The sequence below is a fragment of the Methylobacterium sp. C25 genome (assembly GCF_021352225.1).
Taxonomy (GTDB): Bacteria; Pseudomonadota; Alphaproteobacteria; order Rhizobiales; family Beijerinckiaceae; genus Methylobacterium.
This window is the reverse complement of sequence record NZ_JAAUVI010000012.1, coordinates 15,864-30,868: the sequence shown is the minus strand read 5'-3', so window position 1 is coordinate 30,868 and position 15,005 is coordinate 15,864. Positions and strand designations below refer to the sequence as shown.

Below are 15,005 nucleotides of genomic sequence, written 5' to 3'. Positions count from 1 at the left end.
CCTCCTCACCGGACCTGATCGAGGAGTTCGGCACCCTCGGTGACGATGCGCTTGCCGGCGCCGACCCCCTCGGCGACGAGCACGTTCGCGCCGTCCAGGGGCTCGACCCGGACCTGCCTCGTCTCGAAGCGTTCGGCGGCGACGTGCTCGTAGACGATGGCCTGCCCGTTGCCGGACCGGACCACGGCGGCGCGCGGCAGGGCGAGACCGGACTGCTCGGCGTCCGTGCCGGCGAGCACGGTGAGGAACTGCCCGACGCGCAGGCCGGAGGTGTCGCCGTAGACCGCGAACTGGACCGGGATGGCCTGGTTGCGGTCGGCGAGGCCGGCACCCTGATACACGAGGGACAGGGTGCGCCCGTCGGCGAAGCGGGCCGTCGCGTTCTCGGACGGCGTCAGGGCGTCGAAGCTCAGGGCCTCGACCCAGAGGCGGGTCGGGTCGACGATCTGGAAGACCATCGCCCCCGGCGAGGCCATCTGCCCGGCCACGGCCGAAGCTTGCGCGATCACGCCGTCGACGGGCGCCGACAGGGGTTCCGGCTGTTGCCGGATTCTGTCGAGGGAGGCGCGGCGGTCCTGGAGGCCCTTGAGCTCGGCGAGCGCGTCGTCGAGCTGGGTCTGGGCGACGGCACCGGTGACGGCGAGCTTGCGAAAGCGGTCGACCCGACGCTCGACGATGGAGGTCTGCTGATCGAGGTCGCCCTGGGTCTGGCGCATGTCGGAGACGTCCACGGCCTGGACGGGGGGCGTGACGAAGGCGAGCACGTCGCCCTTGCGCACCCGGGTGCCGAGGCGCGGGAACAGGCCGGACGGCGGCGGCGAGAGGCGGCCGCCGACCGAGGACTGGACGACGCCGCTGGCGTTCGGGTCCGGGATGACCCGACCCGGCAGCTCGATCGTCCGATGGAAGGTCGCCTTCTCGGTCATCGTCGTACGCAGGACCAGCAGGCGCTGCGTGGGCTTGGGCACGAACACCGAGCCATCGGGAAGCCTCTGCGCGAGGTCCGACGCCGGTTGCGCCGGCTCGATCAGGGCGGAGCCCTGGACGGGTGCTCCATGGTCTTCGTCGCCATGGGCGAAGGCGGCCCCGCCCAGCACCAGCGTGACCAGCACGGCGGTCAGGACGACGGCGGGCACTCGGCGCCGGCCGCGCATCGCCACAGTCAGGAGCATCCCGAGCAGGAACGCCCCTCCCGAGGCCAGCATCAGGACCGGGTCCCTGGCGACGCCGCGGGTCTTCAGGTCGGTGACCAGGTCGGATGCCCTCGCCATCGCGGACGGCGTAGCTGAGGAAGCCGTCGGAGCCGGAGCCTTCGTGTCGGGGACCGTGACGGAGACGGTCAGGACGTCGACCACGGCGCCGGCCGTCACGGTGACGAGGAGGTCGTGCGGGCCCGGCTTGGTCATCCAGGGCGCGGGCAGGACGTAGGCGGCCTCGTCCGTTTCCGTCGCGGTCCTCGGACCTTCGGGCGTCTCGACCTCGACGACTGCGCCCTTGACGGGTTCGTTCGTGCGGAAGCGGTCGAGATAGAACGCGACCGTCCCGTCCCGCGGGATGGCGGTTAGTTCGAGCGCCTCCGAGGCGGCCTCGCCCCGTGGGGCGATTGACTTGGAGACGGGCGGCGGGGCTGCGTCATGGTCATGCCCGTCATGGGCATGGGCGGACCCCGCCAGCACGGCGGCAGCCAGCGCCACCGCGCCGAGGGCGGCGGCAAATCGAGACGACATTGTGGGACTTCCTCACGTTCGAACATCGGACGCGCGTCTGGACAGGCAGACGGAATCCGACCGTTGCGCGCCTTGGGCGCGCCGTTCGTTACGCGAGGGTTCGGGGGGGCCTGGGCAGAGCCTCGGGACCGACGCCGGGAAGACCGGCGACGTCGTACAGCACCGGGGCGACGCGCGCGAAGGCCGGAGTCGGCATTACGACCGGACCTATCAGCATGGCGGAAACGCAGCAGGACATCGTCCCGCAACAGGTCCCCTTGCACGGGCCTGGGCAGCATCCCTTGCCTTGCTCGTCGGATTGGATCGATCCGACGACGGCGGAAGCCGCTAGGGTCTCGGGTGCGGAAGCCGGCATGATTGCCGACGGGACCCTCGTCAACGCCACCGGCGCCGACACCGAATGGACGACCGGCGGCACAGTCGCGACCTCGGCCACGGCCGCTTGATGGTGGGCATGGCCCTCATGGGCCTGCACGGCAGACGGCGAGACGTAGGCGATGATCATCACGATCATCGCCGCCATCAGGCGCGCAAGTTGCCGGTCGAGGTTCATGAGACTTGGGTACACCAATTTCGAGACGCGAGAAACGCCCGGATCGACGAAAGCAATCCTCGGACCGGGCTATGGGTTGCAGGTTTCCGGCGGTCTATTCCGCGAGGGGCAGGGCGTCCGCTCCGTAGCCGGCGGCACGAACGGCGTCGACGAAGCGCCCGGCCGGCGTTCCGGCAGGGCTGGTGATCGCGACCGTGCCGCCGGCGAGGTCGACCGCGACAGTTGCACCGGTGTCCACGGCGTGGATCGCGCGGGTGACCGACTTGGCGCAACCGCCGCAGTTCATCCTGGCAACCTTGATCTGGAACATGACGGCTCTCCCGTAGGCCGGCGTCCCATCGAAATGGGGCTTCCCATAGTGGGAAGGTCAAGGGGCGAACCGATGGACGATGGTCCGCTAGCCAAACTTGCCCGAGGCTTCGCGAGTTGATGGCGACCTTCTCAGAGGGCGACCTCGCCCCGATACCGGGCGAAGGCGCCCCGGCCGGCCGGCCCGAAGAGGACGACGTCGTAGGTGTCGGGCTCCATGCCCGCGACCTCCATGCCGGGCGAGCCGACGGGCATCCCCGGAACCGCCAACCCGGTGCCCTGGGGCCTTTCCGCCAGCAGGCGTTTGATCGCCCCTGCCGGGACGTGACCCTCGACGACGTAGCCGCCGACCTGCGCGGTGTGGCAAGAGGCGAGCTCCCGCGGGACCCCGAGGCGGACCTTGAGCGGGGCCACCGGCTCCTCGGTCACCGTCACCGTGAACCCGCATTCACGCAGGTGGGAGACCCACTTCTCGCAGCATCCGCAGGTCGGGTCCTTGGTCACCGCGACCGAGGGCAGCCCTTGCGCCAGGGCATGGCGCCCGAAGGCGACCGATGCCGCCAGGCCCAGGACCACGGCACGGCGCGACGTATTCGTCGTCTCTATCATGGTCGGTCTCCGGTTCTCATTCCGCGGCCAGGGGAAATTTGGCGTGTTCGACGGATTCGGTCGGCATCTCGGCTCCGGGCAGGCTCCAACCCTTCACGAGGCCGTAGACGGCCGGGATCACGACGAGGGTGAGCACCGTCGACGACACCATGCCGCCGATCATGGGAACCGCGATCCGTTGCATGACCTCGGACCCTGCGCCAGTGCTCCACAGGATCGGAAGCAGGCTGGCCATGATGGCGACCACGGTCATCATCTTCGGTCGAACCCGCTCGACGGCACCGACCATAATGGCCCGCCGCAGGTCGTCTCGCGATAGCGACCGACCCGCCCGCTCGCACTCGGCGCGGATCTCGGCCAGCGCATGGTCGAGGTAGACCAACATGATCACACCGGTCTCGGCGGCGACGCCCGCCAACGCGATGAAGCCGACGGCGACGGCCACCGACATGTTGAAGCCCATCCACCACATCAGCCAGACGCCGCCGACCAGGGCGAAGGGCAGCGACAGCATGACGATGAGCGTCTCCGTGAGCCGGCGGAAGTTGAGGTAGAGCAGCAGGAACACGATCAGGAGTGTCAGGGGGACCACAATCCTGAGCCGCGCCGTCGCCCGGTCGAGGTATTCGACCTGCCCGCTCCACTGGATGAACGTGCCTGGCGGCAGCCTCACCTCGTTGGCCACCGCCGCCCTCGCCTCGGCGACGTAGCCCCCGAGATCGCGTCCGGCGACGTCGACGTAGATGAAGACCGCGAGTTGCCCGTTCTCGGTCCGGATCTGCGTCGGCCCGCGATTCAACTGAACCTTCGCCACGTCGCCGAGCGGTACCGTGCCCCCGCTCGGAATCGACACCTGCACCTCGTTCGCGATGGATTGCGGGTTCGACCGGAAAGCGCGCGGGTAGCGCACGTTCACGGTGTAGCGCTCGCGCCCCTCGACGGTGTTGGTGACGCTGTCGCCGCCCAGCGCCATGGCGATGACGTCCTGCACGTCGCCGACCGTGAGGCCGTAGCGCCCCAAGACTTCGCGGTCGGGTGTGATGTCGAGGAAGTAGCCGCCCTGCACCCGCTCGGCATAGGCGCTGGAGGTGCCCGGCACCGCCTTCACCACGGCCTCGACCTGCCGGGCGACCTTTTCCATCTCGGTGAGATCGGTCCCCAGAACCTTGATCCCCACCGGCGTGCGGATGCCGGTCGACAGCATGTCGATGCGGGCGCGGATCGGCTGCGTCCAGGCATTCGAGACGCCCGGGAACTGGAGTGCGGCATCCATCTCGGCCCGCAGGCTCGCCGTCGTCACGCCCGGCCGCCAATCCGCCTTCGGCTTCAGGTTGACGATGGTCTCGAACATTTCGCTCGGCGCGGGGTCGGTCGCCGTGTTGGCGCGTCCGGCCTTGCCGTAGACCGAAGCGACCTCGGGGAAGGACTTGATGATCCGGTCCTGGGTGGCGAGAAGGTCCCCGGCCTTGGTCACCGAGATACCCGGCAGCGTGGTCGGCATGTACATCAGCGTGCCCTCGTCGAGGTCCGGCATGAACTCCGACCCAAGCCGGCTCGCCGGCCAAGCCGTCGCCGCGAGGACGCCCAGGGCGAGAAGGATCGTGATCACGCGCGCTCGGAGCACGCCTGCGATCAGCGGCCGGTAGAGCCAGATCAGGAGCCGGTTCACCGGATTGCGTTGCTCGGGGATGATCCGGCCGCGGACGAACAGGACCATCAGGGCGGGGACGAGGGTCAGGGACAGCACCGCCGCCGCCGCCATCGCGAACGTCTTGGTGAAGGCGAGCGGCCCGAACAGCCGGCCTTCCTGGCTCTCCAGGGTGAAGATCGGCAGGAAGCTCACGGTGATGATCAGGAGCGAGAAGAATAGCGATGGACCGACCTCGCTCGCGGCCTCGATCAGGATATCGACCCGGGGCTTGTCCGGCGGCGCCCGCTCCAGGTGCTTGTGGGCGTTCTCGATCATCACGATGGCCGCGTCGATCATGGCGCCGACCGCGATGGCGATGCCGCCGAGGCTCATGATGTTGGCGCCGAGCCCGAGCGCCTTCATGCCCGCGAACGCGATCAGGATGCCGACCGGCAGCATCAGAATGGCGACGAGGGCGCTGCGGACGTGGAGCAGGAACGCGATGCACACGAGGGCGACGATGACGCTCTCCTCGATTAGCGTTCCCTTGAGCGTCTCGATGGCCGCCTCGATCAGGTGCGAGCGGTCGTAGACGGGCAGGATCTCGGTGCCCTTGGGAAGGCTCGCGGCGACTTCGGCGAGCCGAGCCTTGGCGCTCTCGATGACGTTCAGGGCATTGGCCCCGAACCGCTGGAGGACGATGCCGCCGGCGACCTCGCCGTCGCCGTTCATCTCGGTGATGCCCCGGCGCTCGTCGGGGCCGAGTTCGACCCGTGCGACGTCCTTCACCCGAAGCGGCGTGCCGGCTTCGGTCTTGAGGACGATGCTCTCGATGTCCGCGACGCTCTTGAGGTAGCCCCGTCCCCGGACGACGAACTCGAACTCAGACAGCTCGACGGTCCGGCCGCCGACGTCGGCATTGCTCGACCGGACCGCATCCCGAAGCTTGGACAGCGTGATGCCCTGCGCCCGAAGGCGGTTCGGGTCGACCACGACGTTGTACTGCTTGACGAAGCCGCCGACGCCCGCGACCTCGGCCACCCCCTCGGCCCGGGACGCCCCGAAGCGCACGACCCAGTCCTGGAGCGACCGGAGCTCCGCCAGCGTCCGTTCCTTGGCCACCACGACGTACTGGTAGACCCAGCCCACTCCCGTCGCGTCGGGGCCGAGTGTCGGGGTCACGCCTGCCGGCAGGCGCTTGGCCGCCGTGTTCAGGTATTCGAGCACCCGCGAGCGGGCCCAGTATGGGTCGGTGCCGTCCTCGAAGATGACGTAGACGAAGGAGACGCCGAAGAACGAGAAGCCCCGCACCACCTTCGATCTCGGCACCGTCAACATGGCGGTGGTCAGCGGATAGGTGACCTGGTCCTCGATGACCTGGGGCGCCTGTCCCGGGTACTCGGTGTAGACGATGGTCTGGACGTCCGAGAGATCGGGAATGGCGTCGAGCGGCAGGGTCTTCAGGGCGTAGAGACCGGCGCCCACGGCGAACACGGTGCCGATCAGGACCAGCATCAGATTCCGCGCCGACCAGGCGATCAGGCGGGCGATCATGGCGACTTCCCTTCCGCCGCGGCCTGGGGACCTGGATCGGGCTTCGGCTCCGATAGCCCCTGCAGGGCGGCCTTGAGGTTGCTCTCGGCATCGATCAGGAAATTGGCCGACGTCACCACCCGGTCGCCGGCCGCGATGCCGTCCCGGATCTCCACATAACCGTCGCCGCGGACACCAAGCCTGACCGGACGCGGTTCGAAGCGACCGTCTCCCTTGTCGACGAGGACGACCTGTTTGGCGCCGGTGTCGATGACCGCATCGTCGGGCACCGCGACCACGGGTTTGTCGGTGCCGGTGGCGATCTCGACGTCGGCGAACATGCCGGGGCGCAGGTCGCCGTTCGGGTTGGGGAGCTCGATCCGCAGGCGGGCTGTGCGCGTGCCCATGGCCAGGTGCGGGTAGATCCGTGTCACGGTTCCGGTGAACGCGCGATCCGGGAAGGTCCTGGCCCGCACCGTTGCCTTCTGCCCCTCGGCGACGGCCGCGAGGTCACGCTCCGTCACGTCGACGAGCACCCAGACCCGGGAGTGGTCCACGAGCTTGAACAGGGTGTCGCCGGACTTGGCCCGCATGCCATCGGAGACGTTGCGCTCGACCACGACGCCGTCGCGGGGCGCCGACCAGGTGATGGTCGCCGGCACCTTTCGGGTGCGCTCGATCTCGTCGATGACCTCGGGCGGGATGCCGAGGTTCTCCAGGCGCCGGCGGGCACCCTCGTAGCCGATGCCGGTAAGGTACTGCGCGGCCGCCGCGTTCATCTCGGGCGAGAACAGCCGAAGCAGCGGCTGGCCCTTGTGGACATGGTCGCCGGTGGTGACGCCCTCGACCTTCTCGATGAAGGCGTCCGTGCGCATCGCGATTACGGAGATGCGACGCTCATCCTCCTCGATGGCACCGGGGGCCCGCACCGGCATCGACAGCACGCGGCGCTCCGCGACTTCCGTCCGGACCCCGGTCCGCTGAAGCTTACCGGGTGAGATCCTGACGGTGCCGTCGTCGCTGTCCTCGCCCTCGTAGACGGGGAGGTAGTCCATCCCCATCGAATCCTTCTTCGGAGTTGCCGAGGTATCCGGCAGCCCCATCGGGTTGCGATAGAAGCGGACGCGCTTGGTCCCGGCGGCCGCGGATGCCTCCGTACCCACCTCGGGCTCTGGTTCGTCGGCGTCGAAGCGGAGGTCCTCGCTCGCGTGCACGGCGCGGAACGCGCGTCCGTCCACGGTCGCCATAGGGGTGAGCGAATAGGCCGGCTTCCCGTCCGGATTCTGGTAGTAGACCACCGGGCCGGACGCCTTCGCGGGTGGCTGGACCACCACGTCCGCCTTGCCGGGAAGCCAGTGCGCGAACTGGCTCCGCGCCTGCCCGACGAGCGCCGGAACGGGACTGCCCTCGCGTCCCGCTCCATACCCGAAGACCCCCGTCGCGAGCGCGACGAGGCTCCCGACGACCCATGCCATCCGGCTCATTTGACGGCCTTGAGGAACAGCTTGCCCTCGACGGTGCCGGTCTCACCCTGGACCTTGGCGCCGAGCGAAAGCTGCCAGCCGCCGGCCATGGTGAGCTTCGCCTTGAAGCGGTAGACGCCAGGCTCCGCCGAGGGAACCTGCTCGATCTTCGAGGTCATCTCCTCCATGCTGTCGGGCGCCATGTCGATCCGCTTGGCGAAGATCACGGCGTCGGGCACGGGTTTCGACGTGCGCCTGTCGACCAGGCGGACGTCGAGGACGGCCTCGCCGACCTTGGCCTCCTGCCGGACGAGCTGGAACTCGTAGTCCTTGGTGTCGGCGAGGGCCGGCCCGGCGAGGATGGCGCCGAGCAGCGCGGCCGCGAGGGCGCACGCGAAGGGGTTCTTGGTCACGGGTGATGTCTCCTGAACGCGATGGATGGCCACGCGCGGACGCGCGTCACCGTGCCGGCGCAAGCGCCGGCGGCATCGGGTTCAGGATCGAGGGGGCTCGGGAGACGGAGACGGCGAGACGCTGTCGAAGTCGGCAGTCTCGCGCCAGGCAGGCTCCGCGACGATGGCCGCCCGAGTGAGCAGACCGATGCCGACGGGAAGCCCGGAGGCCACCTTCGCCAGGCAAAGCGCCATGAGAGGGCAACCCTTGGAGCAATCCGGCATCGCCGGGGTTTCCTGCGGGCAGCAGGGCATGTCGTCCATGGCAACCGCCATGCCGTCCATGTCCTCGTCGGGCATCACCATGGTGTCACCCTGCATCGCGATTGGCGCGCGCATGCCGGCGGCAGCCGCAGAAGCGGTCACCGGAGCGAGGGCGAGGCCGAGGACCGCGAGGAGCGGAAGCAGCCGCCGTAGGGTCATCCAGAACGTCACGACGCCATGATGCCAGTTTTCACGAACCGTATGAAGCGTGCCGATCCAACGGAACGCTGAGATGCGACGCTGAATGGTTGGTAACGCTTCCCACCGTGGGAAGGTCAAGGATTGATTTCAGGAAGGAGCGGTCAAGGCTTGCTGAGCGGATGATGAGGTCGAATCTTACTGGTGTCGCCAGACCTTCCAGGCCGAGACCAGCAGGATGGTGGCTAGCAGCGGCAGCAGGATCGCGCCTGGGACCAGTCCGAGCAGGTATCCGCCGGCGAAGGCACCCGCAACCGAGCCGGCGGCCATGGTCAAAGCAAAGGAGCGTTCGCGCCTGATCACGGCGAAGCTACCGTCCCGGCTGTAGCGGGCGAACGCGATCAGCATTGTCGGAAGTGAGACGGCCAACGACAGGCTTCCGGCGAGCTTGATGTCGGCACCGTAGAGTAGAACGATAGTCGGGATCAGCAACTCGCCGCCGGCGACACCGAGCACCGCAGCCACGACGCCGATCAGGAAACCGACGGCCACCCCCGCCGCAACCTGGGCGGCACCCGACAGGACGGCTGGTGCCCCCTCCGAGCCATGCCCAAGCAGCAGGACGCCGGCGATGCCGACGAGCATCACGGCGATGACCTTGTAGAGGGTTTCCGAACGCAGGCGGGTTGCCCAGCCGGCCCCGAGCCAAGCGCCCGCCAGGCTGCCGCAAAGGAGGTTCGCGACCACCAGCCAGTTCGCCCCGACTTCGACGAAGGGCACGGTCTGCGAACGAAACGGGAGCGCGCTCGCGACTACGACGAGCGACATCGCCTTGTTGAGGATGACCGCTTCAAGAGCCGGAAAGCCGAATGCCCCGATCAGCAGCGGTAGCCGGAATTCCGCGCCTCCTAGGCCGATCATGCCGCCGAGGAGGCCGATGGCGCCTCCTCCGGCGAAAGCGGCCGGCATCCCCTGTCGCACGCGTTCGATCATCCGGAGATCCGATGGGGTCGAGCGATCATGCTGTCGCGTTAGTTATCACCTGCATCGAGATCAATCGCACGAAGGGGCCGTACTACCGGGCCGTCCACAGAGCGCAGGCAAACGCGACGTTCGTTACGGCCAGCGCCGCGAGGAGACCATAGGCGGTGTTCGCACCGCCAAGGCTGAGAGCCGCTGCACCGAGCGACGGCGCCACCGCCTGGGCGATGAGGCTCGGTCGCGCCAGGCGCCCGACCAGGGCTGGATAGCGTTCAGGTCCAAAAAGCACGAGCGGCACCGTCCCCCGCGCGATCGAATAGATCCCGTTTCCTGCCCCGTAGAGTACGAGAGCGATCCCTACAGCGGGCACACCCGCCGCCAGGATACCCACCCCGAGCGCCACCAGCGCCATTGCCGACGTCAGTGTCCAGAGCGGGTGATGCCGGCCCTTGTTCGCCATCTCCAGGATGCGGGCAGCCACCTGCGAAGGGCCGATGAGGGCGCCGTAGGACACGGCCGTTGCGAGCGCGACGCCCCGAGCTTGAAGGAGGGTGATCAAGTGCACCGACACCAGCGTCATCACGGTGCCCCCCAGCACGAGCACACCGGCCATCAGGAGGAATGCCCGACGCTCGCGGGACGTGAGCTGAACCGCCTCCTCTATGACTTCCGTTCCCTCCCTCGAGGCAGGTGCCGATGGGATCAGGCCCAGAACCAAAGGCAGAGTGAGGACGACGTGCAGTACCGCGTAGGTGAAGCAGGTGCCTCGCCAGCCGACCTGTTCCACGAGGAAGGCCGAGAGAGGCCAGCAGACGGTGCTGGCGAACCCGCCCCAAAGGGTCAGCGTGGTTATGGCCGATCGAGCCTCGGCGCCGAAGAGCCGGCCGAGCGTGGCAAAGGCCGGATCGTAGAGCCCGGTGCCCATCCCCAGCCCCATGACGAGCCAACCGGCGACGAAGACCGGCATGGTCGGCGCGAGGCCCAAGATCGTCAAGCCGGCGGCCAGGAGCACTGCGGCGCACGCGAGCACCGGGCGCCCGCCGCGCCGCCCGACGAACGCCCCTACACGCGGCGAGATCAACCCGGCTGTCAGCAGACCCGCAGATAGGCCGCCGATGATCCAGGAGAGAGGCCAGCCGGTGTCCGTTGACATGGGCTGGCTCAAGACCGCCAGGAGATAGAACGACGATCCCCATGTCAGGATCTGCACCACGCCGAGGGCGCCGATGACGACAAGGCGACGATGCCTGGTCATGCCGCCGTGCCGCAGCAGGATGTCGTCCTCGGTTCGAGAGTTGGAGGACGGCCGGGGGCAGCGGCTGCGTGGCCGTCGGATGAGGGACCACAACAGGCGGCATCCGGCTGGTCGGCCAGCAACGTGCAGACACCCGTTTCCGGAAGAGTGAGATGGACATCGTCGGCAGCGATCAGGTCCCCTGCCAAGGCGGCTGCCACGGACCGTACCTGTTCGTAGCCGGTCATCATCAAAAACGTCGGTGCCCGGCCGTACGACTTGATCCCGACCGTGTAGAAGCCCGGCTCGGGGTGAGAGAGTTGCCGATGTCCATGCGGTGGGACAGAGCCGCAGGAATGCAGATTGGGGTCGATGAGAGGGCCGAGCGACCGAACGCTCTCCAGGCCGGGGTCGAGATCGAGGCGCAGTTCCCGAGTCGGCCCTAGATCCGGCCGTTGGCCGGTGGCCACTATGATCCGGTCGACCGGATCGAGCATGCGCCGACCGTCCGCGGTTTCCCCCGAGAGCTGAAAGCGCGCGCCTGCCCGGACGACGCCCGACACCGCGAACCCCGTCACGAGCGTCAGCCTACCATCCTGCACGAGCACCCGCAGACGGCCACCGAGGGCGCCGCGTTCGGCCAGTTGATCGGCAGAACCTCCGCCGTACACGCGAGCGAGATTGCTGCCGCGGGTCACCCATAGCGACGCGGTGCCTGGCGCATCCTCGGCCAATCGCGCCAGATCGATCAGGACGTTCGCCGCCGAATGGCCGGCACCAACGACCACGGTCGTGCGGCCGGCATAGGTGGCCCTGTCTCGCCCGAGGACGTCCGGGATCCCGTATGCGACGGCTTCAGATGCATCGATCTCTCCCGCGGCAGGTCGCCCATCGGCGCCGAGGGGGTTCGGCGTCCCCCATGTGCCCGCAGCGTCGATGACGGCCCGTGCCCGGATCTGTCGAGTCCCGCCGGCCGTATCCACCAGGGTGAGCACGAAGGGCCGCTCGGCCCGCCCGCGGCTGTTCGCCTTGTCGAGACCTTCGCGTCCGATCCCTGCCACGCGCAGTCCGGTCTCGATCACGGGGCCCAGCTCCGGCGTGCGCGATAGCGGGACCAGATACCTCTCAACCAGTTCCGCGCCCGTCGGGTAGCCCTCGCCGTCCGGCTCCTGCCAGCCGTCCTTCTCCAGGAGATCGCGCGCGGCGGCGTCGACGTTGTACTTCCAGGACGAGAACAACCTCACATGCCCCCATTGCCGAACATGGGCACCCACCGTGTCCTCCGCCTCGTAGACCTTCACGTCCAGGCCGCGTCCGACGAGATGCGCGGCGGCGGCGAGCCCGACCGGTCCGGCGCCGACGACGACTATCGGCAGGTGTCCCAGATCGCTCATCGCACGTTCTCCTGTTATTTCGGAATTATCGAATTACCATTCGAAAAAAAGGGGCGCTTCAGGCTGCTTTTCCAGCCTGACCGCAACGTTCCTCGACGCAGCATTCGTCGACGAGGAAACCGACCAGGGAGCGCATGGCCGGATACACCGCCCGGCATATCAAGGTGGTGGCCTGACGTTCCTGCACGACGAGCCCGGTCTGGATCAGGCGGTGGAGATGATGCGACAGAGTCGAAGCCGGAATGCCGATCCGCTCCTGCAGCTGTCGTACAGGCAGACCCGCATGGCCGGCCCGGACGAGAGCACGATACACCCGCAGACGGGTCGCGCTACCGAGCGCCTCGAGCTGCTTGGCTGCAATTTCGATATCCATGGAAATAAGATGTCGAAAACGGCCGGGTCGGTCAACCTCCGATTCGCCCTCCGTAGCATGAGGCAACGTTCGGATCGGATGTGCGATTTTGCGGATGGGCTCCTTTTCCACCGGCAGCTCCGAACGCGCCCGGTCCGACGTCGCGTGCGTCATCGAACTGTCGTGGAGCAATCATAAAGCCTCGCGACGACGGGGCACCGGGCGCGGTCCTCGCAGGATGCGGCTCGCCCGCTCGTAGCCTCGACGCACTCTCCATCGGGAGACACACATGAAATTTCGGACACTCGCAGCCATCGCCGGAATCGGCATGGCTTCCGTCGGCATGGCCGCAGCTGCCGACATCACCGGCGCCGGCGCGACCTTCCCGTTCCCGCTCTACTCGAAGTGGGCCGAGGCCTATAAGGCCGCCACCGGCAACGGCCTCAACTACCAGTCCATCGGCTCCGGCGGCGGCATCCGTCAGATCAAGGCGAACACGGTCGACTTCGGCGCTTCGGACATGCCCCTCAAGGGCGCGGACCTCGAAAAGGACGGACTCGCGCAGTTCCCCTCCGCCATCGGCGCCGAGGTTCCGGCGATCAGCGTACCGGGCATCGAAGCTCGCCAGTTGAAGCTGAGCGGAGCGGTCCTTGCCGACATCTACCTCGGCAAGATCAAGAAGTGGGACGACGCCAAGATCAAGGAGCTCAACCCCGACCTGAAGCTTCCGAGCGCAGGCATCAACGTCGTCTACCGCTCGGACGGCTCGGGCACGACCTTCGTCTGGACCGACTACCTCTCCCGCGTCTCCGACGAGTGGAAGACGACGGTCGGCGCGAACACCTCGGTGAGCTGGCCCGTCGGAGTCGGCGGCAAGGGCAACGAGGGCGTAACCGCGACCGTCAAGCAGGTGCCGAACTCGATCGGCTACGTAGAATACGCCTACGCCAAGCAGAACAAGCTCGCGTACGCGCTGATCCAGAACAAGGACGGCAAGTATCCGGTGCCGGAGATCGAGTCGTTCCAGGCAGCGGCGGTCAACGCCAACTGGAAGGAAGCGCCCGGTTTCGGCATCATCCTGAACAACCAGCCCGGCGAGAAGGCATGGCCCGTCACATCGGCCACCTTCATCCTCATGCACAAGAAGAGCGACAAGCCCGAAGGCTCGGCCGCCGCGCTCAAGTTCTTCGATTGGGCCTATGCGAACGGCGACAAGCTCGCCACCGATCTCGAATACGTTCCGCTGCCGGCGAACGTGAAGGATCAGGTCCGCGCCGTTTGGAAGGCCGAGATCAAGGACGCCGGCGGCAAGCCGCTGTTCTAGCCCTGGACGATAGCGAAGGTCCGGATGCTTAGGGACGGGAGAGAGGACATGTCCGCAGGAACTGAAACGGTGGTCTACACCGAGACGGCGGCGCGCGGCCGTACGATGTCCCTCTCGACCCGGAACACGATCTTCCGCGCCCTCTGCCTGTCCTCGGCGCTCCTGGTGCTCGCGGTTCTCGCGGGCATCCTCCTCTCGATGGTGATCGGCGGGTGGCCGGCCTTCCGGGCCTTCGGTCTCGGGTTCTTCACGGGATCCGCCTGGGATACCCAGTCCGACCAATACGGTGCATGGCCGGCCATCGCCGGAACCCTGTCCTCCGCCGTCATCGCGCTGGCCATCGGCGTGCCGCTGTCGCTCGGCGTCGCAATCTTCCTGACCCAGCTCGCTCCGCGCTGGATCAGAACGCCGGTCGCGACGGCCATCGAACTTCTCGCGGCCGTGCCGAGCATCATCTACGGCATGTGGGGCCTCTTCATCTTCGTGCCCCTGTTCGCCGAGTACTTCCAAGTGCCGGTCTCGAACGTCACCGAGGGGCTGCCGATCGTCGGGACGATCCTCTACGCGCGGTCCCCCACCGGCCTCGGCGTCGCGACGGCGGGCATCATCCTCGCCTTCATGATCGTACCCTTCATCGCCTCCATCGCCCGTGACATGCTCGCCCAGATCCCAACCGTCCTCCGGGAGAGCGCCTACGGCATCGGCTGCACGACCTGGGAGGTCGTCCGCTACGTGCTGGTGCCCCAAGCCGGCGTCTCGATCATCGGCGCGATCATGCTCGGCCTCGGTCGCGCGCTGGGAGAGACGATGGCGGTCACCTTCGTGATCGGAAACGCCAACCGCCTCTCGACCTCGATCCTCGACCCGGGCTCGACCATCGCCTCACGCATCGCCAACGAGTTCAACGAGGCCATCGGCCTGCAGATGAACGCCCTGATCGCGACCGGCTGCATCCTGTTCCTCGTGACCTTCGTGGTCCTCGTCGTCGCGCGGCTGCTCGTCGCCCGCATGAAGGCGGTCTGAGAAGGTGGGAAACGCAACC

14 protein-coding genes are annotated in these 15,005 nt (G+C 67.8%); 3 read left to right on the top strand and 11 right to left on the bottom strand.

Annotated features, from left to right (window positions below; translation table 11 throughout):
* Positions 1-5: 5 nt before the first annotated feature.
* The gene (locus tag HCU64_RS21215) at positions 6-1,727 is read right to left on the bottom strand and encodes an efflux RND transporter periplasmic adaptor subunit (protein ID WP_233386255.1); all 1,722 of its coding nucleotides are present in this window, start codon (positions 1,725-1,727) and stop codon (positions 6-8) included.
* 215 nt (positions 1,728-1,942) lie between these two features.
* On the opposite strand from HCU64_RS21215, the gene HCU64_RS21210 reads away from it, so the two are divergent.
* Positions 1,943-2,173: a hypothetical protein gene (locus HCU64_RS21210; protein WP_233386254.1), complete on the top strand. Its 231-nt coding sequence runs from the start codon at positions 1,943-1,945 to the stop codon at positions 2,171-2,173.
* A gap of 201 nt (positions 2,174-2,374) precedes the next feature.
* Here HCU64_RS21210 and HCU64_RS21205 read toward each other — a convergent pair whose 3' ends face one another.
* From HCU64_RS21205 to HCU64_RS21160, 10 genes are all read right to left on the bottom strand, one after another.
* The gene (locus tag HCU64_RS21205) at positions 2,375-2,590 is read right to left on the bottom strand and encodes a heavy-metal-associated domain-containing protein (RefSeq protein ID WP_233386253.1); all 216 of its coding nucleotides are present in this window, start codon (positions 2,588-2,590) and stop codon (positions 2,375-2,377) included.
* 131 nt (positions 2,591-2,721) lie between these two features.
* Positions 2,722-3,198 (bottom strand): DUF411 domain-containing protein, encoded by a 477-nt coding sequence (locus HCU64_RS21200; protein ID WP_233386252.1) that lies wholly within the window; start codon positions 3,196-3,198, stop codon positions 2,722-2,724.
* A gap of 16 nt (positions 3,199-3,214) precedes the next feature.
* Positions 3,215-6,382: an efflux RND transporter permease subunit gene (locus HCU64_RS21195; RefSeq protein WP_233386251.1), complete on the bottom strand. Its 3,168-nt coding sequence runs from the start codon at positions 6,380-6,382 to the stop codon at positions 3,215-3,217.
* Complete coding sequence (locus HCU64_RS21190; RefSeq protein ID WP_233386249.1) at positions 6,379-7,845, bottom strand: efflux RND transporter periplasmic adaptor subunit; 1,467 nt, start codon at positions 7,843-7,845, stop codon at positions 6,379-6,381. Before HCU64_RS21190 ends, HCU64_RS21195 begins: the two co-directional genes overlap by 4 nt.
* Positions 7,842-8,237 (bottom strand): FixH family protein, encoded by a 396-nt coding sequence (locus HCU64_RS21185; protein ID WP_233386248.1) that lies wholly within the window; start codon positions 8,235-8,237, stop codon positions 7,842-7,844. The genes HCU64_RS21190 and HCU64_RS21185 overlap by 4 nt, the downstream gene beginning before the upstream one ends.
* Before the next feature lie 81 nt (positions 8,238-8,318).
* On the bottom strand, positions 8,319-8,711 hold the full coding sequence (locus tag HCU64_RS21180; protein WP_233386247.1) for a hypothetical protein: 393 nt from the start codon (positions 8,709-8,711) through the stop codon (positions 8,319-8,321).
* A 165-nt stretch (positions 8,712-8,876) separates the two neighbouring features.
* The gene (locus HCU64_RS21175; RefSeq protein WP_233386246.1) at positions 8,877-9,671 is read right to left on the bottom strand and encodes a sulfite exporter TauE/SafE family protein; all 795 of its coding nucleotides are present in this window, start codon (positions 9,669-9,671) and stop codon (positions 8,877-8,879) included.
* Positions 9,672-9,753: 82 nt separating this feature from the next.
* On the bottom strand, positions 9,754-10,914 hold the full coding sequence (locus HCU64_RS21170; RefSeq protein ID WP_233386245.1) for an MFS transporter: 1,161 nt from the start codon (positions 10,912-10,914) through the stop codon (positions 9,754-9,756).
* Entirely contained in the window at positions 10,911-12,287 is a 1,377-nt protein-coding gene (locus HCU64_RS21165; RefSeq protein WP_233386244.1) for an FAD-dependent oxidoreductase, read from the bottom strand. The genes HCU64_RS21170 and HCU64_RS21165 overlap by 4 nt, the downstream gene beginning before the upstream one ends.
* Positions 12,288-12,345: 58 nt before the next feature.
* The gene (locus HCU64_RS21160) at positions 12,346-12,660 is read right to left on the bottom strand and encodes an ArsR/SmtB family transcription factor (protein ID WP_233386353.1); all 315 of its coding nucleotides are present in this window, start codon (positions 12,658-12,660) and stop codon (positions 12,346-12,348) included.
* Positions 12,661-12,928: 268 nt separating this feature from the next.
* Between HCU64_RS21160 and pstS the strand changes: the two genes are divergently transcribed.
* Together pstS and pstC are read left to right on the top strand one after the other, a co-directional pair.
* Positions 12,929-13,963 carry a phosphate ABC transporter substrate-binding protein PstS gene (gene pstS / locus HCU64_RS21155; RefSeq protein WP_233386243.1) on the top strand — a complete coding sequence of 345 codons (1,035 nt, stop codon included), beginning with the start codon at positions 12,929-12,931 and terminating at the stop codon, positions 13,961-13,963.
* Between the two features lie 48 nt (positions 13,964-14,011).
* Positions 14,012-14,986: a phosphate ABC transporter permease subunit PstC gene (gene pstC / locus HCU64_RS21150; protein WP_442785996.1), complete on the top strand. Its 975-nt coding sequence runs from the start codon at positions 14,012-14,014 to the stop codon at positions 14,984-14,986.
* Positions 14,987-15,005: the final 19 nt, after the last annotated feature.